The sequence below is a fragment of the Thermovibrio ammonificans HB-1 genome (genome assembly GCF_000185805.1).
Classification (GTDB): domain Bacteria; phylum Aquificota; class Aquificia; order Desulfurobacteriales; family Desulfurobacteriaceae; genus Thermovibrio; species Thermovibrio ammonificans.
Genome location: NC_014926.1, coordinates 513661 through 538092, shown reverse-complemented (window position 1 = coordinate 538092; position 24432 = coordinate 513661). Strand labels below are relative to the sequence as shown.

Here is a 24432-nt window from a genome sequence, read left to right as displayed (position 1 = left end):
ACCCCCCTCAGGAGGTACGGATTGGAGCTCTCTAAGGTAATGGAGAACGTTTACTTCATAAGGCAGACCGTAGGGGAGCTCGGCTGCCAGAAGGCAGAGCCCGAGAAGGTGGCAGAGCTCGCCTACAACTACTACTGGGACTACAACTGCGAGTACGGCGTTATAACCGCCTTTAACGAAGCCGCCGGCTACCCCCTTACATACCAGCAGGTAAGGGAGGTATCCAAAGGACTGCCCCACAGGTGGAACGCCGTGTGCGGCGCAGTTACCGGAGCCTTCTTCGTTCTTGCAACCACTCTGCCGGAAGAGGAGCTGGAAAGGGGAGTAAAGGAACTGATAGCCTTCCACAACGAAACACCCCTGCCCCTGTTTAAAGGTAGGAGAGTTCCCGAGCTTCCGAAAGTTGCCGTAGGCTCGGTTCTATGCAGGGACTCCATAGTAAACTGGTGCAGGGCAACCGGGATAAACCCCAGGAGCCTCGAAAGGGCCGAAAGGTGTGCGGCCATAACGGCAGACGTGGCCGGGAAGTGTGCAGAGCTCGTCAGCTCCCTTGCAGGCCAGCTGATTAGGGAATGAACTTCACAGAGCTTTACTTTGTAATAGTAGGGGCAATAGGCTTCGGCTACGCAGCAGCGTCGCTCCTTGTAGAGACCCAGCTTGTAAACTGGCTGGGTCTTAAAACTGTAAAGCTCGCCAAGTTCGGCCTCCACCCGCTACTCACAAACGTGCCGGTTCTCTACCTTGTAACGCCGAGGGCGGCACACCTCCACGCGAGCAAACTCCTCAAAGAGGGCAAGATAAAGCCCGCCGACCTCTACCTTGCGATTCTGGCCTCTAACCTGCCCATGCGTCTGATGTTTCTCTACCGCTACTACCTGCCGGTTCTGCTCCCCCTGATAGGGGTTATAGCAGTTTACTACGCCCTGCTGCGGCTGGCCTTCGACGTTATCGTATTCCTGGCAGTTACTGCTATAGGCAGGGTAAGGTACAGGGGGCAGAAGGTAGAGCTCCCCCAGAGCAGCGTTAAGGTGACCTTTTCAAAGGAGGTTCTGAAGGAGGGACTTCTTAAGGGCTTGAAGGAGGCCGCCCTGTTCACGGTGAAGTTTACCCCCATGTTCCTTTTGGTCGTTTTCCTGATAAAGGCGGGGGCCATGAAGTGGTTGACTCAGAAGCTTCAGCCCTTCCTGGGTGGCGTAGGCTTCAACTCACTGGAAATCACCTACATAACAACGGCGGCAATCAGCCCGCCGGTTGCATACGGGCTCATAAAGGTAATGGTTAAGGAGGGGATACCGATTCCCCATATACTGGCAACAATGGCGGTAGGCAACGCGATGTTTTCGCTCCTGAGGAGTTGGTGGGCCTACCTGCTTCCCTACTATGTGGGCCTCTACCCGCTGAGGATTACCGCCGCGCTGCTGGCCCTGCAGGCCGGACTGCCGATAATTTACAATTTCACCGTAGGCCTCCTCCTGATGAAACTCTTTTAAGGTGTAGGATGGACAGGGAAGAGTTAAGGAGGCTCCTATCGGACCTGAGGAGCTTCACAGCCGAGAACCCCGACTGGGCGGTGGTGGTAGAGGGGAAGCGGGACCAGCACGCCCTTGAGATACTCGGGGTAGACAACGTTTACGCCCTGAAGGGGAAGCCCTTCCACGACGCAGCACAGGAGCTGTCGGAGCTGTTTAAGGGAGCCGTAATCCTCACCGACCTGGACAGGCAGGGGGAGGAAATCTTCAAGAAGCTCCAGAAGGTGCTGCCCAGCTACGGCCTTAAGGTTGATTCTTCATTTAGAGAGAGGCTGGGAGTTAGCGGCGTTAAGTTTGTAGAGAAAATACCACAGGAGATTAAGAGGAGGAGAGATGGACGCTAACATCGAAAAGGAGTTTGAGAGGGAGAAAGCTCTGGAGGAGGGAATATTCAAAGCCCTCCACCACTTTAATAAACCCCTTAAAGCGAGGGAGATAGCGAAGTTCCTCGGCATACCTCCGGAAGAGAGGGAAGGGCTGAGGGCGAAGCTGAAAGAGCTCGCAAGGAGCGGGAAGCTCGTGAAGCTCCGGGGCGGCAAGTTCGCCCTGCCCGAGAAGATGGGGCTCGTTGTAGGGAAGCTCTGCGTTTACAGGGAAGGCTTCGGGTTTGTGGACCCGATAGACGGCGGTAAGGGAGTGTTCGTCCCCGGAAGGAGCATGGCCGGGGCGATGAACGGCGACATAGTTGCCGTAGAGATAGTGAAAGAAGGGAGAGAGGGCCGCAGGGAAGGGAAGATTGTTTCGGTAATAGAGAGGGCCGTTAAGAAAGTTGTAGGAAGGGTAGAAAAGCACAAAGGGCAGTGCTTTGTAGTTCCGGAAGACAAGAGAATCAGGTACGACGTAATCCTCACCCACGGCGACTGTAAAAACGTGGAGAACGGCGATTACGTGGTGGTTGAGATAGTCTCCTACCCTTCGGAGACCAGGGGACCGGTGGGCAAGGTCGTTGAGAACCTCGGGAAAACCGGTCCCAAGCTGGACATAGAGCTGATTATAAGGAAGTACGACCTGCCTACAGAGTTCCCGCCGGAAGTCCTTGAAGAGGCCGAGCAGATACCCCTTGAAGTTTCGGAGGAGGAAGTAAAGGGCAGGGTAGACCTGCGACAGCAGCTCTGCTTCACCATAGACGGCGAAAACGCAAGGGACTTTGACGACGCAGTCGCCATAGAGAAGCTGCCCAACGGCAACTACAGGCTCTTTGTTCACATAGCCGACGTTTCCCACTACGTTAAGCCGGGCAGTGCCCTCGACAGGGAGGCCTACAGGAGGGGAACCAGCGTTTACTTCCCCGACAGGTGCATCCCGATGCTCCCCGAGAGGCTCTCAAACGGCATCTGCTCCCTGAACCCCAACGTAGACAGGCTCACCTTCACCTGCGAGATGGAGATTAACAAGAAGGGAATGGTTGTAGACTACAAAATCTACGAGAGCATAATCCACAGTAAGGCCCGGCTCACCTACACGATAGCCCAGAGAATCCTCGACGGCGACAGGGAGGCCATTGAGCAGTTTCCCCACGTTGTAGAGTCCCTGAAGACGATGCTGGAGCTTGCCAAAATCCTCAACAAAAAGCGCTACAAGAGGGGCTCCTTGGACTTCGACCTACCCGAGCCGGTGGTTGTGCTCAACGCAGAAGGGGAGCCAGTTGATATCTACAAGGCCGAGAGGCTGTGGAGCCACCGGATTATAGAGGAGTTCATGATAGCCGCAAATGAAACGGTTGCAGAGTATATGTTCTGGACCGACTACCCGAGCATCTACAGGGTTCACGAATCCCCCGACAGGGAGAAGCTCCAGGAGTTCCTGAACTTTGTAAGGTCTTTGGGAATCAGGGTGCCGGCCGTTAAGAACGATATACAGCCGAAGCTCCTGCAGAAGATACTGGAGCAGGTGGAGGGTAAACCGGAGGAGAAGTTGGTCAACTACCTGATGCTCCGGACTATGGCCCGTGCAAAGTACTCCCCCGACAACATAGGCCACTTCGGCCTTGCCTCTACCTACTACACCCACTTTACCTCCCCCATCAGGAGATACGCAGACCTGCAGCTCCACAGGCTCGTAAAGATGGCCCTGAAGGGGATGTTTAAGCCCGAGAGCATTCCCGCCTGGGAGGAGAAGCTGGAGGTTATCTGTAAACACGTTACAGAGCGCTCAATCCTTGCAGACGAGGCGGAAAGGGACGTTGTAGAGCTGAAGAAGCTCCAGTTTGCAGCAAACCACATAGGGGAGGTATTCGAGGCCATTGTTACCGGCGTAACCGAGCAGGGGCTCTTTGTGGAGACCATAGAGCAGGTAATCCCCGGCTTTGTGCACGTTACAAACCTTAAAAACGACTACTACATCTGCGTTCCCAAGCAGTACTGTCTGGTAGGTGAAAAGAGCGGAACGGTATTCAGAATCGGCGACAGGGTGCTCGTGAAGCTCCTGGCCGTAGATATAGAGAACAGGAAGGCCGAGTTTGAGGTGGTAAAGAAGTTAAAGTGAGGGCGGAGTGAGAAGCGCCGTTATTTACAGCGACATCTTCTTAAAGCACGACCTACCTACGCACCCGGAGAACGCCCTGAGGCTAAAGTACTTCATGGAGCCTGTGGGGGAGCTTCAGCTCCCCGTTATACCTCCGAAACAGGTCTCCTACGAACTCTTAAAAACCATCCACAGCGAGAACTACATCCAAGACGTTCTGATTGCCTGCAGGGAGAACGCCCCGGGCTTTTTCGACCCCGACACCTACTACAACAGCTACACCTGCAACGCCGCCCTTACCGCAGCGGGGGCCTGTGAGCTCGGGGTGGAGCTGCTCTCATCGGGGGAGTTTGAGGCCGTTTTCTGTGCGGTAAGGCCTCCGGGACACCACGCAGAGAGAGACAGGGCAATGGGCTTTTGCATATTCAACAACGTTGCGGTTGCCGCAGTTAAGGCCCTGAGCCTCGGGGCAAAAAGGGTGTTCATAGTGGACTTTGACGCCCACCACGGAAACGGCACCCAGCACGCCTTCTACAGCACTCCGGAGGTCTTCTACTTCTCCACCCACCAATTTCCCTTCTACCCGGGAACCGGCAGCGAGAGGGAGAACAACAGCCACGTCCTTAACGTTCCCCTAAGGGAGGGAAGCGGCGACTCTACGTTTAAGAGGGTTTACTCCATCACCTTCAGGGAGGCACTGAGGAGCTTCTCTCCCGACGTAGTTTTAGTATCTGCCGGCTACGACCTCCACAGGGACGACCCCCTCACGGGGCTCAACGTTACCGACGAAGGGGTTAGAGCCGTTGTAGAACAGGTGGTTGAGGGGGCAAAGGAGGTAGGTGCACCCCTCCTTTTCACCCTTGAAGGGGGCTACAACCTAAACGCCCTTAAACGGTGCAGCAGGATAACTTTTGAGACCCTGCTCAGCGGTTGAAGGCCACGGGGAGGAAGGAGCGAAGCTCTTCGAGCCAGTGGGGAATTTCAACCGAGAGCTCACCGGAGAGCCTACCGTTTGACATTGGGGAAAAACCGGGCCTTTTCGCGGGAAGGTTGAATTCGGCCATATAGGCGGGCCTTACAAACTTTTTAAGTCCGAGGGTTTTCAGCGCCTCCCTTGCCCATTCAAACCTGGAGGTAAAGCCCGTGTTTACAAGGTGGAACAGGCCGGTAAGCCCCTTTTTTAGGGCAAGTAGCGTATAGTCAACAACGGTTCGGGTAGAGGTGGGAACAGAGAACTCATCGCAGGCAACCTTCAGGTAGGGCCTCTCGCCCGCCCAGTTCAGCAGTTTCCAGACGAAGTTCTGCCTGCCCCTGCCGTAGAGCCAGCTCACCCTGAAGATGAGGTGGCGGTGGGGAAGCTCTTCCCTGAGAAACTCTTCTCCGAACAGCTTGCTCCTGCCGTAAACGTTAACCGGGTCGGGGGAGTCGTTCTCGGTGTAGGGGCCCTCCTCTTTCTTACCGTTGAAAACGTAGTCGGTGCTGAAGTGAACCACAAAGATCCCGAAGCGGCTCGCAGCGTGGGCAACGTTTCTAACGCCGAGCCCGTTAACCTTAAAGGCGGATACAAAGTCGGACTCGGCAGAGTCAACAAGGTTGTAGGCGGCACAGTTGAGTATAACGGTCGGACGAAAGGTCTCTACAGCCTCCAAAACGGCTTTCAAGTTTGTAACGTCGCACTCCCGGCTACTCAGGGCAACGCAGCTGTTGCCGAGCCTAAGGGCAAACTCACTTCCGAGTTGGCCCGAAGCTCCCAGCACGAGGAACTTCAACCGTTCCCTCCGTAAACCCTGTTCCAGAAGGAGCGAAGCTCAGAGAGTTTCCTCTCAAGCCAATCCCTGTTCTCAACCAACCACTTTACAGTACGCTCAATCCCCTCTTCAAACTTAACGGCGGGCTCCCAGCCGAGCTCCCTCCTTGCCCTCTCCCAGTCGAGGGCGTACCTGTAGTCGTGGCCGGGCCTGTCTTTTACAAAAGTTATCAAGCTCTCGGGCTTACCGAGGATAGATAGAATCGCCTTCACAACCTCTATGTTCCTCTTCTCCTGTGAGCTCCCCACGTTATAGACCCTTCCGGGCTCCCCTTTTTCAACTGCGGCAAAAACCGCCCTTGCACAGTCGGAGACAAAGAGCCACTCCCTAACGTTTGAGCCGTCGCCGTAAACGGGAATCGGCTCGTTTAATAGGGCCTTGAGAACAACCACCGGTATCAGCTTCTCGGGGTACTGCCACGGGCCGTAGTTGTTAGAGGGCCTAACGGTAACCACCGGTAGGCCGAAAGTCCTGTGGTAGGCCCTCCCCAACATATCGGCGGCAGCCTTAGAGGCCGAGTAGGGCGAGCTCGGGTTCAGCGGGCTCTCTTCGGTGAAGCGGCCCTGAGCAATCTCCCCGTAAACTTCGTCGGTTGAGATGTTCACGAACTTCTCAACGCCCGCCTCAACGGCGGCATCAAGGAGGTTCTGAGTTCCCAGAACGTTGGTTGTGACAAAAACGGTAGGCTCAACGATTGAGCGGTCTACGTGGCTCTCTGCGGCAAAGTGGACAACAACGTCGGGCTTTTCCTCCTTCAGCACGTTAAATACCCGAGAGCGGTCGGTAAGGTCTACCCTGTAAAAGCGGTATCTTCCCTCAACGGAGTGCAACCTTTCAAGGTCTCCTGCATAGGTAAGGGCATCGAGAACGCAGACGTCGTATCCCCTCTCAACGGCCTGCCTGACAAACTCGCTCCCTATAAAGCCTGCACCTCCGGTTACGAGTAGCTTCACTGCTCCCTCCACCTAAAGTTTATCTCGGCTTCAGAGAGGGAAGGAGCGTTCCGGTCTTTTTCGGAAAGGATAGGCTCACCGTCGAGGGGCCACTCTATACCGATTTGGGGGTCGTTCCACTTTAAAGACCTGTCGTGCTCGGGCGAGTAGGGGCTTCCCGTAACTTTATAGAAAACGAGGGCCTCTTCTGAAAGGGTCAGAAATCCGTGGGCAAACCCTTCTGGGATGTAGAGCATCTTCCCGGGGAAAAGCTCTGTGCCGAACCACCTGCCGAAGGTGGGGCTGCCCTTTCTCAGGTCTACGGCAACGTCGAAAACCTTCCCCCGGAGGCAGGTTACAAGCTTACCTTGGGCGGCAGGCTCAACCTGGTAGTGAAGCCCTCTTAAGACATTCTTCCTGGAAAGGGAGAGGTTATCCTGAACGAATGGCCCCTTTATACCCGCCGCTTCAAAGTCGGGGAGCTTAAAAAGCTCCATAAAGAAGCCCCTGCCGTCTTTAAAGAGCCTGGACTCAACAAGGAGAAGACCGGGGATGGGAAGCTCCTTAAAATCAAAGGGCAACTTTTCCCTCCGCAAGTTCGATAAGGTACTTGCCGTAGTCGGTTTTTGAAAGGGGTTCGGCTATTGAAAGAAGCTGCTCTCTGGTTATCCAGCCGTTTCTGAAGGCTACCTCTTCAACACAACCAATCAGGAGACCGGTCTTTTTCTCTATTGTGGCAACGAACTCTCCGGCCTCAAGGAAGCTGTCGTGGGTTCCGGCATCAAACCAGGCAAACCCCCTACCGAGGAGCTCCACTTTGAGCTCTCCCCTTTCCAGGTAGAGCCTGTTAACATCGGTTATCTCTAGCTCTCCGCGCCCGGAAGGTTCAACAGACCTGGCAAAGTCGAAAACTTTGCTGTCGTATAGGTAAAGCCCTACAACGGCGTAATTGGACTTGGGATTCTTGGGTTTCTCCTCTATCGAGACAACCTTCCCCGAAGAGTCGAACTCAACAACGCCGAACCGCTCCGGGTCTTTAACCGCGTAGCCGAACACGTAGGCACCGCCTCTGTTTTCAACCTCTTCTGCTGCCCGCCGGAGAACAAGGGGAAGGTTGTGGCCGAAAAAGATGTTGTCGCCGAGGGTAAGACAGACCGGAGAGCCGTGAACGTAAGGTTCGGCAAGCAATAGCCCTTCTGCAAGCCCCCTGGCTTCCTCTTGGGCAACGTAGTGGAAGGTCATACCCAGGTGAGAGCCGTTTCCGAGCAGCCTCTTAAAGTGAACGAAGTCTTCGGGGTTTATAACAAAAACTACCTCTCTTATCCCGATGAGCATGACAAGTGAGAGGGGGTAGTAAATCATTGGTTTATTGTAAACGGGAAGCAGGTGTTTATTAACGGTTTTGGTAACCGGGTAGAGCCTGGTTCCCCTGCCTCCTGCAAGTATTACGGCTTTCACCGCTACCTCCGGGTAATTCTGAAAATAAACTGGGAGGTTAGAAGGTTTGGGTTATCCACCTTTTTCGCAAGACGCCTGAGCTGGGCTACGACTTTCTCTTGAAGCTCTCTGGGAAGTGAGTCACCAAGTAAAACAGAGGGAGCTTCCACTCTACCTACGGTCTCAACGTTAACGTCAACTCCCCCGTTGGCGGCCACCGTTTCGACCCACTGGATAAACGAGCTTTCTGTGAAAAACCGCAGGTGGGTGTTATCGAGAATTCCCAAGAGAGAGTAGTTAAATCTGCCGATGAGGAGGTTGTAGATAACGTCTAAGTGACCCACGTTGGGAATTGAAACGATTATTTCGCTTTCCCCTTCAAGGGCCGAAAGGAGTTGCTCCATAAGGAAGTTGGGGTTCTTCAGGTGCTCTACAACGTCCATGGCAAGAACCGTTTTAAAGGGACCGTGCTTGCAAAACACCTCCTCAAGGGGCTCTGTATCAAGGTCGAGCCGGTAGAGGGCTCTGTAAACTTTTAGCCTCTCCGCCTCTTTAAGGGCACTATTGTCTATGTCTACGCCGACAACTTCTGCCTCCGGATAGCGCCTCTTCAGGTGGAGGCCAAAGTAGCCGGAGGAACAGCCGAGCTCTAAAATCTTCCCCCCCTTTACCATGTTCAGAACTTGAGCGTAGGTGGAGCCGGGAGGCAAACTCGCCTTTAAAGCGGAGAAGGCCAAGGTGTAGCGGTTTTCTGCAATCTCCTCCAGCTCTTTCGGAACCGCAAGGAGGTTTTTAGCGGCGTTTGCAACAGTGCCGAGAAGTTCACTTAACTCCACAGCTCCCCTCCCTCAAAACCGTGTGGGCATCTTTAAGGTACAGGGTAAAGGCCTCTTTGTCTTTTGGGAAGGTAAGCAGGTACTCGAGTCCCGCCTTTAGGGCGAGCCGCTTTGAGAAACGCCTAAGCGACATAAAGCGCTCCTTCAACTCCCTTCTTGAGCCTCTACCCTTAAAGCGGAGCAGTTCATCCAGATTCCGGCGCCTCCCGCTCACTCGGTCGACTCCGTCGTGAACGGCCAGAGTTAGAGCCCTCAGAACTTTTCTGTCTCTTACGTTTGAAAGGTAATAACCCAACACCTCAAGGAAGAAGCGCGCCCCCTTCTCTCCGTTTTTTATAAACTCTTCTGTTTCGTGGAAGCGGAAAAGTATTTCGTTCCTTATAAAGTAGTAGTACTGAACGGGGTTCTCGGGGAAAACTTCCCTGCCCCTGTGGACGATTGAGACAAAAGGCGTGTAAATAAGGGAGTAACCGGCAGCCTCAAGGTCGAGCTTAAAGCGGTTATCCTCAAAGTAAAGGAAGTAGTGTTCGGCCATAGGAATCCGTTTTAAGAGCTCGGGCCGGCAGAAAAAGGCAGAACCGGTCAGAAAGGCAACCCGTTTAAGGCGCCTGAAGGGGTCTTTAAAGGGGATAAAGGAGCACTTCAGGCCATCGTACTGAAGGAGCTCCGGGTTCCGAGAATCCCTTATCTCACAGGTTAAAAGGTCGGCCCCGGTGTAGAGGAAGTTCTTCAGCATCTCAAAGAGGGTCTTCCGGGAGGGAAGTTCAACGTCGGGGTTGAGGAACCAGGCAAACTCGGCCCCGAGAGAGAGGGATACGGAGGCCCCGCTGTTTACCCCGGCGGCAAAGCCCCTGTTCTCCCGAGGAATTACGCAGAATTTATCGGGAGGTAGGTAGCAAGAAACGGTATTCTTCAGTTTCTCAAGCTCTTCTTCGCTTTCGGAGTGGTCTATGAGAATCCAGGTAAAGTTTCCGTAACTCTGGCGGCTTAAACTCTCTGCAAGCTTGCCGATTACGCCGCTGGAGTAATAGCAGACCGTAACAACGGCAACTTTCGGCCCTCTAAAGAGGGTTCGGGCGGCAGAGGGGAAATCGACCGGCTCCCTGCCGTAACGGAACATAAAGCGAAACTTCTCCTTTGTGGGAACAAAGGGGTAGAAAAGGTGTCTGTCGAGGTGGGAGCTCCACAGCTCCTCCGGCGGAGGCACCCTGCCGTATCCGTACTTTTCAACGAGTTTATCGGCGAACCTGTTAACGCTGAGCTCGTTCAGCCTGTTACTTTCCGAGGGGGATTTTTTGAAGGAGTGGTGCCAGTTGTGCGAAACTGCAAGGCCTTTAAGGAGAACTGGCTTAAAGCCCCTCTCTCTAACGCGCAGGCAGTAGTCAAGGTCGTCCATACCCAGGATGAGCTCTTCGTCGAAGCCCCCCAGCTCTTCAAAGAGCTCTTTCGGCGTTGCAAGGAAGAAGCCCGAAAGGAACTTCCTCTCTTCAAGCCCGCTACCGAAAAGACTACTTACGTGAAAGTCGAGGGTCTCTATGAGCTCTGCCTCCTTTACCTCTTTAAGCCCGGTAAAAAGGTCAACCGCCGAGAATTTGCCCACATGCTGGGTAAAGTAAACTCCCACGCCCAGGACACTCAAGGCGCCTACACTTCTATCTTTAAAAGCCCTCTCTAACCTGCTGCGCCAGCCGGGAGGGAGAGCTGTATCGGGGTTCAGAAAGAGGAGCAAAGGTTTAGAGGCCAAATCGGCCCCCTGATTGGCAGCGGGAGCGTAACCGCGGTTCTCTTTGTTTAAAACGACTTTAACCCGCGAGTCTTCAGAAGCAAGCTCCTTTAAAAGGTAAGGGGTGGAGTCGGTTGAGGCGTTGTCAACAACTATAACTTCGTCGGAAGGCGAAAGGGAGGGCAGAAGGGTTTCAAAAAGCGGCCTAAGGGTCTCCTCGTTGTTATAGGTGACGATAACAACTGAAAGCCCGTTGGAGGAGGCTGAAGGTTTAGGCTTAGAGAAGCCTTCTATGTAGCGCCTGTAAAGCCTGTAGAGGGGATAAATAACTTCTTCCACTGGAACAAGACGAATCTCTCGCTGCAAAAGTTTCTCAAAACCGCGAGCTACCTCTTCCCTTGAAAGACTATAGCCGAGGAACGACCACACCTCTCTATTTAAGAGGAGGTTGGCAAGCTCAAACACCCCTTCAACAACCGTTTTAAGGGAGCTCTGGTCCTGCTGGGGGTGAACCGTGTAAGCTACGAGCCTATCGGGAATGTAGTGAAGCTTACTGCCGCTCCTTAAAAGGAGCCCCATCCACAGAACCCAGTCGGCGTTTGCGTGGAAAGGGACACCGGCCACGTTAAAGGGGTTGAAGTCGAGAAGCTCTTTTCTGAACATGTAGGCCGAGAACTCTCCAACCCTGTTTGAGAGCTCTTTTAGAGTGAGCTTAACGGCCCACTCAACATCTACACTTCCCTCCCTGTCAACAAGGGGTAGATAGGCGGGCAGGCCGTTTACAACCTCTCCTTCAAGGTCTACTGCGGCCCTTCCACAGGCCACAAGGCCAACGGAATCGTCTTTTTCAAAAGGCTCAACCATCCGCTCTATGGCTTCCGGGTGGAGGAAGTCGTCGTCGGAGAGGAACTTTACGAGCTCACCGGAGGCGCTCTCTAAGAGGACCCGGTAGTTGCCCACAACCCCGAGGTTCTCGGGGTTTTTCCTGTAGAAAACCCTGTCCTTGTGGGTCTCTACAAGGTCTTTTACTGCCCGGTAGTTCTCATCAAAGTCGGGGTTGTCGTCAAATATCAGAATCTCGTCGGGCAGGCGGGTCTGGTTAAGGGCAGACTCTAAGGCCCTCCTTAGGAAGAGGGGGCGGTTGTAAGTGGGAATGAGAAGGCTGACCTTAGCCATTGTAGTACCCCAACCGGGAAGCTAAAGAGATAACACGCTCGGGAGCTTCCGCCCAAAAGCGCTCTTCGTCGCTTTCGGTAAAGGGTTTTACCCTATCTGTATTAAACTTTTCAGAAAGGGTAGCTATGGTCTCTTCTGTTACCCGGGCTCCCACGAAAGAGGCAAGGCGGTGAAGCTCCCGCTCAGGCTGCAAGAGCAAAGACTCGTACTTCACAAAGAGACACCTGTCTCCGAGCCTCTCCCGCCACCCGAGTGCCTCCTCCTCGTAAAGGGCCCACAGCTTGGCACCTTCAACAACCGACTCAACCCTGGGAGAGCCGAAAAACTTAAAACCGAGGTACTCCGGAGAGAAGCCCTCAAGGGACTTCAAACGCCTGCTCACCTCTTTAAGAAGCCTTCTCTGCCTGTTTCGCAGGCTCAGGGCAACGCTTAAAGGGTGGCGGCACACCGAAATCACCTTTGCGTCCGGAAAGAGCGAGAGCCAGAACTCAAGGAGCAGAGTATTCCGCGGGTCCTTCCAGCCCCAACGCTCAAAACCGCTCCGGCCACCGAAGAAAAGCTCTGCAAACCACTCAGAGGCCAAAGCCCTCTTCAGAAACTCTAAAATCAAGGCCTTATGCCTACCCTGAAGGAACTTTAAAGCCTCCGGAAAATCCCAAGAGCCGTTAACCTGAGAGAGAACCCACCTGTTGAGCTCCTGAAAGGCAAGGGCTTCGGCGTTTGAATCCTTGTTGGCCCCCATGAAAACGCCGAAACTCTCAAGGAGGTCGGTAACGAGAGAGGTTCCGCTCCTGTGCATTCCGATTACTATAAACGGCCCTATCATATCTCCTCTACCGGCTTACCGAGGTAAAAGCCCTGACCGTAGTCTATGCCCAGCTCCTTAACCTTCTCCAGAATCTCCTCCGACGAGATAAACTCGGCAACGGTCTTTATGTTAAGGTCTTTACAGTAGGCAACAATGTACTTAATGAGCTTCTCAACCTCCTCCGACTGGGGAATCTTCTTAATAAGGCTGCCGTCGATTTTTATAAAGTCGGGCTTAACAGTGGCCAGGTACTCAAAATTGGAGTAACCGCTGCCGAAATCGTCTATGGCAAGGTAGGCCCCAATCTCCTTTATCTTGAAGTAGAAGTTCTCAAGGGCCTTTATGTCGCTGAAAGCCTCGGTTTCAACAACCTCAAAGGTGATTCGGTCGGCTATTCCGTACTGCTTTAAAGCGGTGAGTATCCAGTTAACCATAGAGCCGCCTGCAAGGTCCTCCGAAGAGAGGTTAACCGAAATCCTCACCCCCCTCTCCTTGGCAACCTCAAAGGCTTTCTCCATCATCTTCCGGGATAGGCGCCTGTAAATCGAAATCTTCTTGGCAACGGGAAGGAAAACGCCGGGAGAGAGGACCTCACCGTCTACCTTAATACGCATAAGGGCTTCGTACTTAACGGGCTCTCCCGTTTTAAGGTCAACTATCGGCTGAAACACGGGAACAACGCCGTCTTCCGCAAGGGCCTTTTTAAGCTGGGTTGCTACTTTTATGTTCTCCTCGAGCTGCTTGAATATAACGTTGAGGTCTTCATCGAACATAAAGGCGTCGAGCCCCCGCTTCTTGGCCTCTTCTTCGGCTATCTCCGCCTCTATGAGCATGTTGTCCTTGTTCTTTGAGATACCGGCCACAACGTCCAGTTTAAAGTTTACGTTGTTGTAACTGAAGTCCTTGCTCTCCAGGTTCTTAATGACCTTTTTAATGAAGTCCAGAAACCCACTGTCGTTAAAGTCGCAGCCGAGAACCCCGAACTTATCCCCCCTGATTCTGTAAACCCTGCACCGCTTACAGTCCCCCTTACTCCTTGCCTTAACAACCCGCCTGAGGGTAGAGGCAAACTCGGCAAGTATCCTGTTACCCCCCTCAAAGCCGAAGAGCTCGTTTAAGTCCCTAAAGTTCCTAATGTTCACAATGGCAAAGTGGAGGTTGTGCCCCTCGAGGTTCCTCAGGTCTTCAAAAAACTTCCGCCTGTTGGCAAGCCCGGTTATCTCGTCTTTGTAAGCAACAATCCTGAGGGAGCGGGCCATCTTCAGAAGGTCCCTACGCTTTGCGGCCAGCTCTTTAATGGCGTTCACAAGGTTAGTGTAGTAGTGGTAAAGCCCGCCGGAAACTATAACTACCAAGACGAAGATTCCCAAAGTGAGGAATATAACAATCCTGTTGGCTGTGGAGAGGAACTGCTCCTTCAGGTAGAAAACCTTGCGGAGTATCTCGTTACCGGTAATGTAGGCGCCTACAATCCAGTCCCACTCCGGGTAGTACTTGAGATAGTAGAACTTCTCCGGAGTTTTTATCAGAACGCCCTCTTTAAGCTGGTCTAAGGTGAGGCCCTTTAAGAACTTGTACTCCTTTTCCCTAAGGATGCGCTTTCCGTTATCGAGGATAAAGACGTTAAAGGAGTTGGAGATGGTGAGAACGTGGTGCATAACCCAGTCGTTAATGTAAGAGCGGTAAACGCCCCCACCGATAATCCAGTTGTAGGGTTTAAAGAGCTTCACAAAGGCTATCTTCTCGTCGGGCTTTTTCGTGCCGGGCAGATACCAGTAGTAGGTAACAAACCCCTCGTTGTTGGGAGCGTAAAGGTCAATCTCCTCGAACTTCCTGTGAACAAACTGCCCCTTTAGGTCTTTCCAGTTCCAGAAGTTCTTCCCCTCAATCTGGGGGAATTTTGGATTGAGAATCACTGTTCCTTTAACGCTGTCGATGAAGATGTAACCCTGACCGTTGAAGTAACTGTACTTTGAAAGGACCTGTTTTATGAGCTCTTTAATTGTGGAGTCTCTAAAGTGGTGGGCCTTGCCGTAAAGGTAAATAGCCTGCGCTACGGCCCAGGCGTTCTCAACCTCTTGTTTTACTTCCGACTTGAAGTAGTTGATACCGTCTTGCTCCTCCCTCTCTATAAGGGAGATTATCTGGGAAACCTGGTTCTCGAGCTGGGTCCTGGACTGGTTCAAAACGGAGGTGTATACCGCATCCTCTATCTGATGCCTGAAGAACATTATGTAGATAATGCAGAAAAGCCCCACCAGCCCTACAAGGCCGAGTAGAAGGTAGAGTCCGCGTTCATACTTACCTACAAGGCTCTTCACCGAATCCTTAGCCACTTAAACACCCGAGCTGGTAAAATTCCCCAAAAGCCTCAAGGAGGAAGCGTGAAAAAGCCACCTTACAAAGCCTACAGGCGGAAAGAGGAGAAGCAGAAACCACCTGTTCACCTCCCCGAGAAGGTAGACACCCCGGAAGCCGAACAGCTGGCATCGGACATCTACTCCGTCTACCAGTTTCTCCTCTCACACTGGAAGAAATTTGCCGCCCTTGTAGGACTCGCCATAATTATCGGCGGTTCCTTCCTCGGTTATAGGCTATACCTCTCAAACCTCGAAAGCAAGGCCTCTTTAATTGTAGATAAAGGAATCTACTTCCTCAACCGCGGAGAGGAAAAAAAGGCCTTACAGCTCTTTAAAGAGGCGGTAAAGGAGTACCCGAACGCTCCCTCGAGCAAAGTTGCAGGATTTCTGCTGGCAAAACTTGAAAAAGACGGGAAGCTCCTGAGTAAAGAGGCAAAGTTAAACGACTTCCTCGTGAGTCCACCCTCAAAAACGTCACTTGCCGCGCTGAAAATCGACAGAAAAGAGCTTCAATCCGCCCAGAAAATCATCTCTACTGCCCGAAGGGACGAAGACTGGACCTACCCGGAGGCCCTCTACGAGGGTCTGGTCATATCCCTCCTGAAAGGGGACAAAGCGGCGGCCAGGAACTACCTCGACAGGCTCAAAGGGGACTTTGGTAACCTACCGATAACCGCAGTTGCAGAGAGGCTACTGAAGTGAAGCTGATAGAGCTTCAGGGTACGCTGAAAGAGGAGCTACTACTCAAGCTCAGAAACCGCAACACCCCTTCCGGCACGTTTAAAGAGGCCCTCCACAAACTCGGCCTCCTGCTGATAGAGAGAGCCCTCAACACCCTGCCGGTAAAGAGGGTGAAGGTAGAAACGCCCGTAGCCGCGGCAGAGGCCGCAACTTTTAGCTCCCGGGTAACCTTCCTGCCGGTTCTAAGGGCGGGACTGGGCTTTCTGCCTCCGGCGGTGGAGCTGATGCCCAATGCGCGGCTGGGGTTCATAGGCGTTAAGAGAAACGAAGAGACCCTAAAACCGTTTATATACTACGCGAAAATCCCGATTACAGACGACCACTACATAGTGCTCGACCCGATGCTGGCAACGGGCGGAACCGCCCGGGCCGTTATAGAGCTCCTCTCTCTGAGAGGAGTGCCCCAGGAGAGAGTAATATTTTGCTGCGCCGTAAGCGCACCGGAAGGGCTCAGAGCCCTTGAAGGGCTTAACGTAACCCTTATAACAGCTGCGGTAGATAGCCACTTAAACGACAAAGGGTTCATAGTTCCCGGCCTGGGCGACGCCGGAGATAGGTACTGTCAAACAGAAGAGGTGGAGGTATTTGAAAGCTATGGAGTTCAAGGCAATCAGGGGTGTTGAAGACCTTCTCCCGCCCGAGAGCGAGAAGTTCGAAAAGGTTGTAGACACCTTTAAAAAGGTGGTCAAAAGGGCGGGGTTTAAAGAGGTTATTCTGCCGATATTTGAAGACGTGAGGCTCTTTACAAGAAGCGTAGGGGAGACGACCGACATAGTCCAGAAGGAGATGTACGTGTTCGAGGACAAGGGGGGCAGAACAATAGCCCTCCGGCCCGAAGGAACGGCATCGGCGGTAAGGGCGTACATAGAGCACGGAGTTTTTGCCAAAGAGCCGTTTACAAAGTGGTTCTACGTAGGGCCGATGTTCCGCTTTGAGCGGCCCCAGGCGGGAAGGAGGAGGCAGTTCTTCCAGGCAGGGTGCGAAGTTTTCGGCCTGGAGCAGCCCGGGGCAGACGCAGAAGTGATATACCTTGCCCACTCCCTCTTGAAAGCCCTGGCAGTTGAGGCCGAGCTGGAGCTCAACTCTATAGGGTGTAGCAGCTGCCGTCCTGAATACAGGGGGAAGCTCCTGGAGTTCTTAGAGGAGAACAAGGGGCAGCTGTGTGAAAACTGTCTCTCCCGCTTTGAAAGGAACCCCCTGAGGGTGCTCGACTGTAAGGAAGAGCAGTGCAGAGCCGTAGTTGAGAAGGCTCCGAAAATCACAGACTACCTGTGTAGGGAGTGTAAAGAGCACTACGAGAAGGTAAAGGAGCTTCTGAACCTTATGGAAGTTCCCTTTAAGGAGAACCCACTACTTGTAAGGGGGCTGGACTACTACACCAGAACCGTTTTCGAGTTTAAAAGCGATAAACTCGGAGCCCAGAGCACGGTCCTTGCCGGCGGCCGTTACGACAACCTTGTAAAGCAGCTGGGAGGGCCGAAAACGCCGGCCCTGGGCTTCGCAATGGGAATAGACCGGATAATGCTCCTCATAGAGAGCCCCGACCGGAAGCGGGAAGGGGTGTTCGTGGTTACCAGGGGCGAGGAGGGCTACAGAAAAGGCCTCGAGCTTGTTAAGTTCCTGCGGGAGAAAGGAGTAAAGGCGGAAATAGACCACAGGCAAGGGAGCTTCAAAGCCCAGATGAAGGCTGCCGACAGGTGCAGGGCCAAGTTCGCCGTAATAATAGGGGAGGAAGAGCTTCAAAACGACTTCCTCTCCCTGAAAGAGCTGGAAACCGGCAAACAGGAGAAGGTGGAAACCCCGGAGGAGCTCCTTGCGAGACTGTAAGAGGGTATTCATCCTCGGCTCTACCGGCTCAATAGGGCGCAACACCCTAAAGGTTATCGAGCAATTCCCCGACAGGTTCAAAGTTGTTGGGCTCGTAGCCGGCAGGAACAGAGAGGCCCTGCAGCTTCAAACCGAAAAGTTCGGGCCGGAAAGGAGCGTTTTAGTAGCGGAAGAGGGGCTTGAGGCCGTTAAAAGGGCCTTAGAAGAGGTGGAGTTCGACGTAGCGGTGTGTGCCATAACCGGCTCCGCCGGAATACTGCCGACCTACTGGGCGGCCCTTAAAGGGGCAAGACTGGCCCTTGCCAACAAGGAGTCGCTGGTCTGCGCCGGCAGGTTCATTACCGAAGCGGCAAGGGAGATAATCCCGGTAGACAGCGAGCACTCGGCAATATTCCAGTGCTTAGTAGGCGAAAAGCAAAGAGAGGTGGAGGAGATAATCCTAACCGCCTCCGGCGGCCCCTTCAGGGAGAGGGAAGACCTGGAGTCGGTAACGCCCCAAGAGGCCCTAAAACACCCCAACTGGAAGATGGGCCCCAAAGTCACCGTAGACTCTGCAACCCTTATGAACAAGGGGCTCGAGGTTATAGAGGCCTTCTGGCTCTTTAAACTCTCTCCGGAGCGGATAAAGGTTGTGGTTCACCCTCAAAGCGTTGTTCACTCCCTCGTAAGGTTTACCGACCAGTCGGTAAAGGCCCAGCTGGGAGTGCCCGATATGCGGGTGCCGATAGCCTATGCCCTCTCGTTCCCGGAAAGGCTACCGCTCGGGGAGGAGCTCAAGCTCAACCTCGTAGGGCAGAAACTGGAGTTCTACGAGCCCGACACGGAGAGGTTTCCCTGCCTGAAGCTCGCCTACAGGGCCCTTGAAGAGGGCTACCCCTACCCGATAATCTTGAACGCCGCCGACGAGGTGGCCGTAGAGCTCTTCCTCGAGGGCAAAATCGCCTTTACCAAGATTCCCCGCCTGATAGAAAAGACCTTAGAGTCTTCAAACTTTAAAGAGCCCGCCTCCGTTGAGGAGGTGGTTCAGATAGACAAGCGGGCCAGGGAGCTCGCAAGGCAGGTGGCAAAGTGGCTCTGAGGAAAGGACTCGTTCACCTGTACACGGGCAACGGCAAGGGAAAGACGTCTGCGGCCTTGGGGCTGTGCCTCAGGGCTGTGGGCAGGGGACTCAAGTGCTGCTTTATCCAGTTCGTAAAGGGAGCACCAACGGGAGAGCTGTTTGCGGCCAAGGAGCTTCCCAACTTTGAGTTCTTCCAGACCGGAAGGCCCGGATACGACTTTAAACCTACGCCGGCCGACAAAACCTACGCGGAACGGGGGTTGAAGCTCGCCGCAGAGAAGGCAAGGGAGGCAGACCTCTTAGTCCTCGACGAAGTTGTGGTTGCGGTTCACCTTAAACTCCTACCGGAAGAGGCGGTAGTAGAGTTCGTAAAGGGAAAGCCGGAGAAGCTCGAGCTGGTCCTCACCGGCAGGTACGCAACGGGAAGGCTGATAGAGGTTGCCGACTACGTCACCTACTTCCAACTTATAAAACACCCCTTCTACAAAGGGGAGAGGGCAAGGGAAGGAGTGGACTTTTAGGAGGAACCATGCTCAAGCTGGCGGCGCTCGCCCTGTGCGGAACTCTACTTACAGGCTGCGTTCCCCTTCTGGTGGCCGCAGGCGCAGGAGCGGCAGGAGGCTACTACGTGGGCAAACACTACGACATAAAGGTGAAATCTCCTGTAGAGGTCAAGAGGGAGAAGTGATAACCATATGCGAGACTTTCGTCTCCGTTCAAGGAGAAGGGCTTACCGTAGGAACGCCGGCCTTTTTCATAAGAACCGGAAAGTGTTCGGTAGGGTGTAGGTTCTGCGACACCAAGTACTCCTGGAGCAGCAGAGAGAGAAAAAGCGTTGAGGAGCTCGTTGCAGAGGCCGAAAGGGCGGGATTCCAAACGGTGATAGTAACCGGCGGGGAACCACTGGAAGAGGAGGAGCTTCCCCACCTCCTAACTGCCCTTAAAAGGGCAAAGCCGGTAAAGCAGGTCATAGTGGAAACCTGCGGCCACACCTTCAGAGACGACCTCCCCCGTAACGTAAGGCTCGTTCTGTCGCCCAAGCCCCCCTCTATGGGAGTTCCCTTCCCCTTCGAAAGCGTTAAGGCCTTTCTGAAACACTACCGGGAAGTGGAGCTGAAGTTCACCCTCTTCAACGGCGAAGACCTCAAGAGAATAAAGGAGTTCATAGAGGAGTCAGAGGGGCTACTGCCGAGCCCGGTGGTTTTCCAGCCCCTCGAAACCCCCCTTGAAGACTACGGCAAAACCTGCAAGCGAGTTGCCCAGATGCTCCTCTCAGACGGAGAGCTCAGAAAGCTCCCCTTCAGGGTTATACCGCAAGTTCACAAACTGATAGGGCTGAAGTGATGTTCTGGCTCTACAACCTTCTAACCCTCCTTTCGGTTCCGCTATTTCCGCTGATTAAGGCGAAAGCGGCCAAAAGGGGAGAGGTTCACCTGCTTCCCAGGCTCAACCCCGGCTTTAAAGAGGCCCGGGGAAAGTTCCTGCTCCACGTTGCAAGCGTTGGGGAGGCATCGAGCGTTAGGCCCCTTGTAGAGGCGTTAAAGGGGGAAGTGGCCGTTACAGCCTTTACCGACTACGGCCTGGAAAGGGTGAAAAAGCTCTATCCCAACGTTCCTTCAAGGGTACTCCCCTTAGACTTCTACCCGATTGTAAAAAGGTTCCTTGAGAGCGCCTCCCCAAAGGGGCTGCTCATATACGAGTCGGAGGTGTGGCCCTCGCTCCTTACGGCGGCGGCCCGGCTGAAGGTACCCACCTTCTTCGTAAGCGGGAAAATCTCCGAGAGGGCCTTTAAAAGGCTTAAGGCTTTCAAGGGGTTCCTTGAACCCCTCTTTAGGGAGGTGACCTTCCTGGCAAGGTGGGAGGAGGACGCCGAAAGGGCCAGGCAACTCGGCTTTAAAAGGGTTGCGGTTGTGGGGGACTTGAAGCTCGACTACACGCCTCCGAAGGAGCTTCCCCACTTTGAGGCCCCGGGAAGAACCGTTGTAATCTGGGGAAGCACCCACCCGGGTGAAGAGGAGCTTGCGGCAAAACTCCACGCCGCCCTCAAGGGAACGGTGAAGAACCTCCTTACGGTTATCGCCCCCAGACACGTTAAGAGGAACGTAACCCTGCCGGGAAAAACGGTCAAACGCAGCCAAACGGTTAAAGTGCCGCAAAACGCAGAGTTCTACCTTGTAGATACAGTGGGGGAGCTGGCAGGCCTCTACGGCCACGCCCACCTTGCTATTGTGGGGGGCAGCTTCACGGCAAAGGTGGGGGGGCACAACCCGGTAGAACCGGTAGCCCTCAAAGTTGCAACGGTTACGGGCCAAAACGCCTGGGCATTTAAAGAGGTGTGCAGGAAGCTGAACGTTCCCACGGTTTCGCCGGAAGAGCTAACCCGGCTGGCTAAAGAGCTGCTCACAGACCATAATTTTAGAGAGAGACAAGCCCGAGACTCCTTCTCCCGGTGGGAGAGGGAAAGGGGCGTAAGCCGCCGCATTCTCAAGGAGATAGGTTGGACGCGCTAAGGAAGAAAGTCATACGGAGGGAAGGAGCCTACACACTTTTATACCCGCCGCTGTGGCTTCTGTCGAAGCTCTACTGCCTCGGGGCATCTGTAAGGAATGCCCTTTACGACTGGGGAATCCTGAGCTCGTGGGAGTACCCCGTTCCCGTTGTGTCGGTAGGGAACATAACGGCGGGAGGAAGCGGCAAAACGCCGCTTGTTGAAACGGTTTACGGCTACCTTGAAGAGGCCGGCTTCTCCCCCGTGATAGTGGCCAAGGGCTACAGGGGAAAGGAGAAAGGACCCTGCTGGGCGGGCACAGACCCGAAGCTCTACGGAGACGAAGGGGCGGTTTACGCTTTAAAGGGATACAGGTGCGTTGTTTCGAAGAAAAAGTTCAAAGGGGTCTCCTTTGCCCTTTCACAGGGGGCAAAGTCGGTTGTTGTAGACGACGGCTTCCAGCACAGAAAAGTAAAACCTACTCTCAACATAGTTGCAGTTGACCCCTTTAACCCCTTCGGCGACGGCCACTGCCTCCCCTTAGGCCTGTTGAGAGAGCCCCTCAGAGGCTTTAACAGGGCCGACGCCTTCGTCATAACAAGGAGCAACTTGGTAAACCCCAAAAGGGTCGAATCCATCGAGCTCTACTTAAGGAGCTTCAAAAAACCCGTTTTCCTGGCGGAACAGAGCTTCAAAGGGTGGGTAAACGAGGAGTTTAAACCCACCCAACCGCCGGAAGGGGAGGTGGACCTCTTCTGCGGCATAGGCAACCCGTCCCAGTTCATCAAGATGGTTCAGAGCCTCGGCTACAAAATACGGAGCGTGAGGGTTTTCAACGACCACCACACCTACACCGAGGAGGACTTAAAAGAGCTATCACGGCTCCGGAACCCCGTAACAACCGAAAAGGACCTCATAAAGCTTAAAGGTAAACTAAAGGGCGTAAAGGCCCCGGTTTTAAGGCTTGACGCTTACGGCCTTAAGGAGTTTATTCTGGCAAACATAAAGAACGTAGAGAAGGCGCCAGAGGAGGAAGTTGAAGGAGAGCTTGCACCTTCTGGAATATCTACTTATGAGAGGCTCGGTTGAGTTGGTAAACGCCCTTCCCAGGAGCTTGGCCCTCAAAACGGCAAGGGGCTTGGGCGAGCTCTTTTACAACGTTCCCCGTGTAAAGAGGGTAACCGAGGAGAACTTAAAGTTCACAGGCTTTCCCCCCTCGGTCGGGAAGGAGAGCTTCAAAAACTTCCTCGCCTGCGCAGCAGACTTCCTTCGGCTCAAAACCTACACCTTCCAGGAGCTAAAAGAGCTCTTCCTCCCGGTAGACCCCTCAGTTGTGCCCCGGGAAGGGGGAATACTCCTCACGGCCCACATAGGCAACTGGGAGCTTATGGGAGCGCTCTTTTCAAAACTCTCGGGGGGAAGGCTCTCGGTTGTGGCAAAGCCCATGAAGAACAAAAGAGTCGACCGCCTCATAAACGGCATAAGGCAGAAGTGGGGCGTGAAAGTGATACCCACAGGCAGGGGGATAGAGATTATCAGGGAGCTCAAGAAGAAGCGGTTTGTAGGGATACTCCTGGACCAGCGGCCGAAAGTCAAAGAAGGGGTGCTCACAACGTTTCTCGGCAGGAAAACCTACACCAACAAAGGGGCCGCCCTCATATCGGTGAAAACCGGAAAACCGGTAATACCGGCCTTCTGCTTTGCAGAAGGGGAGAGGTACCGCATAGAAGTTTACGAGCCCATATACCCCCAAAACCGCTCGGTAGAGGAGCTCACACAGCTCTACACCGAAGCCATAGAGAGGGCGGTGAGGAAACACCCGGAGCAGTGGTTCTGGTTCCACCGCCGGTGGAAAAACTCCCCCGAGTTTAAGGAGTGGAAAGGTGAGAAAGTTCCTCAACGGAGTTAAGCTGTTCTTCAAAGGCGCCGTGGCCGAGGGCGCAACGGAGAAGCTCGAAAAAAGGGCCCACTACCTCAACCTGGATCTCCTGAGCGTAGTGCTGAGCCACGAGCTCGGAATCCCCAACCCCCTCTTCTACCACACGGTAGAGCTTCTGCCCTACCTTGCCCCACAGCTTGAGGTCTGGAGGAGAAGCGAAAAGGAGACGATACTGGGGAGGGCCCTCGGTGAGTGCGGTGAACCTTAAAGAGTTCAAGACATTTTTCCTGTCCGGTAAGGGGGGCGTGGGGAAGTCCACCCTCTCTGCGGCGCTGGCGGCGGCCCTATCGAGGAAGGGCTTTAAAACGCTGCTCGTCTCCCTCGACCCTGCCCACTCCCTCTCTCCCCTCTTTGAGCGGAAGATAGGGGCGGAGCCTACGGAAGTTCTACCGGGACTCTTCTGTCTGGAGGTTGACCTCGAGAGGGAGATGAGGGAGTACCTGAAGCGGGTTGAAAGGGAAGCAGAGAAGCTCGTGAGCCCTGCGGTAATTCAACAGGTAAAGGATCAGATAGAGCTCGCCTACCTTTCGCCGGGAGCCCTTGAGCTGGCCGCACTGGACGCCATCTACAAAATAGTTTCCCGGGAAAGCGAGCAGTTCGACAGGCTGGTGTTCGATACGGCTCCCTCGGGCTACACGGTGAGGCTTACGGCCTCAACGGGGAAGCTCGTTAACTGGGTAAACTCCCTCATAACCCTAAGAGAGGAGGCCCTCAAGTACAGAGCGATGGCCGGCAAAAGGGAGGAGGAAGACCCGGTAGTAGAGGCCCTGAAGAGGCGCAGGGAGGAGTACAGCTTCCTGGGGAAGCTCTTTAAAAGCCCCTCAACCCTGTTTGCGGTTGTGGTCAACCCGGGGAAGCTCCCCCTTGAAATAGGCCGAAGAACCGTTAAAGAGCTCGAGAGCGCCGGAGTTCCGGTAAAAGCCGTATTCGCCAACAGGTTCAAAGAAGAGGTAAAAGAGCTGTTTGGCAAACCTGCGGCCTGCTTCCCACCCTTAGACAGGGAACCGATAGGGACCAAAGCCCTTGAACCTCTGATAGAGCAGTTTGAGTCCCTCCTGTAACAAAACAGAGCCCAAAAGAATATAATTAGTTCGTCAACCATCTAAGGAGGGGCGATGAAACGGCTAACCGCAGCCCTCATAGCCGCTCTCCTGGGATTCACGGCACCTTCCTGCTGCCTCCACAGGTGCTGCAACTGTCCGTGCCACCGCTGCAGGTAACCCCTGCAGCCCTCCTTGCCTTCCCGCTCCCCGGGGCCTACCCTTAACTGAGAACGATAACCGTTTAGCCGGAGAGAACACTTGA

25 protein-coding genes are annotated in these 24432 nt (G+C 54.0%); 17 read left to right on the top strand and 8 right to left on the bottom strand.

Going from position 1 to position 24432, the window contains the following annotated elements:
- Positions 1–21: 21 nt before the first annotated feature.
- From THEAM_RS02970 to THEAM_RS02950, 5 genes are read left to right on the top strand one after another with little or no spacing between them, the layout of a single operon-like run.
- Complete coding sequence (locus THEAM_RS02970) at positions 22–576, top strand: C-GCAxxG-C-C family protein (protein ID WP_013537343.1); 555 nt, start codon at positions 22–24, stop codon at positions 574–576.
- Positions 573–1490 (top strand): hypothetical protein, encoded by a 918-nt coding sequence (locus THEAM_RS02965; protein WP_013537342.1) that lies wholly within the window; start codon positions 573–575, stop codon positions 1488–1490. Before THEAM_RS02970 ends, THEAM_RS02965 begins: the two co-directional genes overlap by 4 nt.
- A gap of 8 nt (positions 1491–1498) precedes the next feature.
- Complete coding sequence (locus THEAM_RS02960; protein ID WP_013537341.1) at positions 1499–1873, top strand: toprim domain-containing protein; 375 nt, start codon at positions 1499–1501, stop codon at positions 1871–1873.
- Positions 1863–4013 carry a ribonuclease R gene (gene rnr, locus THEAM_RS02955; protein ID WP_013537340.1) on the top strand — a complete coding sequence of 717 codons (2151 nt, stop codon included), beginning with the start codon at positions 1863–1865 and terminating at the stop codon, positions 4011–4013. Before THEAM_RS02960 ends, rnr begins: the two co-directional genes overlap by 11 nt.
- A gap of 7 nt (positions 4014–4020) precedes the next feature.
- Complete coding sequence (locus THEAM_RS02950) at positions 4021–4926, top strand: histone deacetylase family protein (protein ID WP_013537339.1); 906 nt, start codon at positions 4021–4023, stop codon at positions 4924–4926.
- On the opposite strand, the gene rfbD is transcribed toward THEAM_RS02950, so the two are convergent.
- From rfbD to THEAM_RS02910, 8 genes are read right to left on the bottom strand one after another with little or no spacing between them, the layout of a single operon-like run.
- Complete coding sequence (rfbD, locus tag THEAM_RS02945) at positions 4916–5761, bottom strand: dTDP-4-dehydrorhamnose reductase (RefSeq protein WP_013537338.1); 846 nt, start codon at positions 5759–5761, stop codon at positions 4916–4918. The genes THEAM_RS02950 and rfbD overlap by 11 nt on opposite strands.
- A complete protein-coding gene (gene rfbB, locus THEAM_RS02940) occupies positions 5758–6753 on the bottom strand; it encodes a dTDP-glucose 4,6-dehydratase (RefSeq protein ID WP_013537337.1) in 996 nt (331 codons plus the stop codon). Before rfbB ends, rfbD begins: the two co-directional genes overlap by 4 nt.
- Positions 6750–7313, bottom strand: a complete 564-nt coding sequence (gene rfbC / locus THEAM_RS02935) for a dTDP-4-dehydrorhamnose 3,5-epimerase (protein WP_013537336.1) — start codon at positions 7311–7313, stop codon at positions 6750–6752. The genes rfbB and rfbC overlap by 4 nt, the downstream gene beginning before the upstream one ends.
- Complete coding sequence (gene rfbA, locus THEAM_RS02930; RefSeq protein ID WP_013537335.1) at positions 7303–8190, bottom strand: glucose-1-phosphate thymidylyltransferase RfbA; 888 nt, start codon at positions 8188–8190, stop codon at positions 7303–7305. The genes rfbC and rfbA overlap by 11 nt, the downstream gene beginning before the upstream one ends.
- Positions 8191–8192: 2 nt before the next feature.
- The gene (locus tag THEAM_RS02925) at positions 8193–9005 is read right to left on the bottom strand and encodes a class I SAM-dependent methyltransferase (protein ID WP_013537334.1); all 813 of its coding nucleotides are present in this window, start codon (positions 9003–9005) and stop codon (positions 8193–8195) included.
- A complete protein-coding gene (locus THEAM_RS02920) occupies positions 8992–11904 on the bottom strand; it encodes a glycosyltransferase family 2 protein (RefSeq protein WP_013537333.1) in 2913 nt (970 codons plus the stop codon). Before THEAM_RS02920 ends, THEAM_RS02925 begins: the two co-directional genes overlap by 14 nt.
- Positions 11897–12730: a sulfotransferase family protein gene (locus THEAM_RS09410; RefSeq protein ID WP_013537332.1), complete on the bottom strand. Its 834-nt coding sequence runs from the start codon at positions 12728–12730 to the stop codon at positions 11897–11899. Before THEAM_RS09410 ends, THEAM_RS02920 begins: the two co-directional genes overlap by 8 nt.
- Complete coding sequence (locus THEAM_RS02910) at positions 12727–15048, bottom strand: EAL domain-containing protein (RefSeq protein WP_041439391.1); 2322 nt, start codon at positions 15046–15048, stop codon at positions 12727–12729. The genes THEAM_RS09410 and THEAM_RS02910 overlap by 4 nt, the downstream gene beginning before the upstream one ends.
- 48 nt (positions 15049–15096) lie before the next feature.
- Between THEAM_RS02910 and THEAM_RS02905 the strand changes: the two genes are divergently transcribed.
- From THEAM_RS02905 to THEAM_RS02855, 12 genes are read left to right on the top strand one after another with little or no spacing between them, the layout of a single operon-like run.
- Positions 15097–15774: a YfgM family protein gene (locus tag THEAM_RS02905; RefSeq protein WP_013537330.1), complete on the top strand. Its 678-nt coding sequence runs from the start codon at positions 15097–15099 to the stop codon at positions 15772–15774.
- Entirely contained in the window at positions 15771–16436 is a 666-nt protein-coding gene (upp, locus tag THEAM_RS02900; RefSeq protein WP_013537329.1) for a uracil phosphoribosyltransferase, read from the top strand. The genes THEAM_RS02905 and upp overlap by 4 nt, the downstream gene beginning before the upstream one ends.
- Positions 16408–17640 carry a histidine--tRNA ligase gene (gene hisS, locus THEAM_RS02895; RefSeq protein ID WP_013537328.1) on the top strand — a complete coding sequence of 411 codons (1233 nt, stop codon included), beginning with the start codon at positions 16408–16410 and terminating at the stop codon, positions 17638–17640. The genes upp and hisS overlap by 29 nt, the downstream gene beginning before the upstream one ends.
- Positions 17627–18718, top strand: a complete 1092-nt coding sequence (gene dxr / locus THEAM_RS02890) for a 1-deoxy-D-xylulose-5-phosphate reductoisomerase (protein WP_013537327.1) — start codon at positions 17627–17629, stop codon at positions 18716–18718. Before hisS ends, dxr begins: the two co-directional genes overlap by 14 nt.
- Positions 18709–19221 (top strand): cob(I)yrinic acid a,c-diamide adenosyltransferase, encoded by a 513-nt coding sequence (locus tag THEAM_RS02885; RefSeq protein WP_013537326.1) that lies wholly within the window; start codon positions 18709–18711, stop codon positions 19219–19221. The genes dxr and THEAM_RS02885 overlap by 10 nt, the downstream gene beginning before the upstream one ends.
- 8 nt (positions 19222–19229) lie before the next feature.
- Positions 19230–19388, top strand: a complete 159-nt coding sequence (locus THEAM_RS09710) for a hypothetical protein (RefSeq protein WP_013537325.1) — start codon at positions 19230–19232, stop codon at positions 19386–19388.
- Positions 19385–20044 (top strand): 7-carboxy-7-deazaguanine synthase QueE, encoded by a 660-nt coding sequence (locus THEAM_RS02880; RefSeq protein ID WP_013537324.1) that lies wholly within the window; start codon positions 19385–19387, stop codon positions 20042–20044. Before THEAM_RS09710 ends, THEAM_RS02880 begins: the two co-directional genes overlap by 4 nt.
- A complete protein-coding gene (locus tag THEAM_RS02875; RefSeq protein WP_013537323.1) occupies positions 20044–21210 on the top strand; it encodes a 3-deoxy-D-manno-octulosonic acid transferase in 1167 nt (388 codons plus the stop codon). Before THEAM_RS02880 ends, THEAM_RS02875 begins: the two co-directional genes overlap by 1 nt.
- Positions 21198–22277 carry a tetraacyldisaccharide 4'-kinase gene (gene lpxK, locus THEAM_RS02870; RefSeq protein ID WP_013537322.1) on the top strand — a complete coding sequence of 360 codons (1080 nt, stop codon included), beginning with the start codon at positions 21198–21200 and terminating at the stop codon, positions 22275–22277. The genes THEAM_RS02875 and lpxK overlap by 13 nt, the downstream gene beginning before the upstream one ends.
- Positions 22225–23097, top strand: coding sequence for a lysophospholipid acyltransferase family protein (locus tag THEAM_RS02865; protein ID WP_013537321.1), 873 nt, complete (start codon positions 22225–22227; stop codon positions 23095–23097). Before lpxK ends, THEAM_RS02865 begins: the two co-directional genes overlap by 53 nt.
- Positions 23072–23335: a DUF7990 family protein gene (locus tag THEAM_RS02860; RefSeq protein WP_013537320.1), complete on the top strand. Its 264-nt coding sequence runs from the start codon at positions 23072–23074 to the stop codon at positions 23333–23335. The genes THEAM_RS02865 and THEAM_RS02860 overlap by 26 nt, the downstream gene beginning before the upstream one ends.
- Positions 23316–24188 carry an ArsA family ATPase gene (locus THEAM_RS02855; RefSeq protein ID WP_013537319.1) on the top strand — a complete coding sequence of 291 codons (873 nt, stop codon included), beginning with the start codon at positions 23316–23318 and terminating at the stop codon, positions 24186–24188. Before THEAM_RS02860 ends, THEAM_RS02855 begins: the two co-directional genes overlap by 20 nt.
- Positions 24189–24432: the final 244 nt, after the last annotated feature.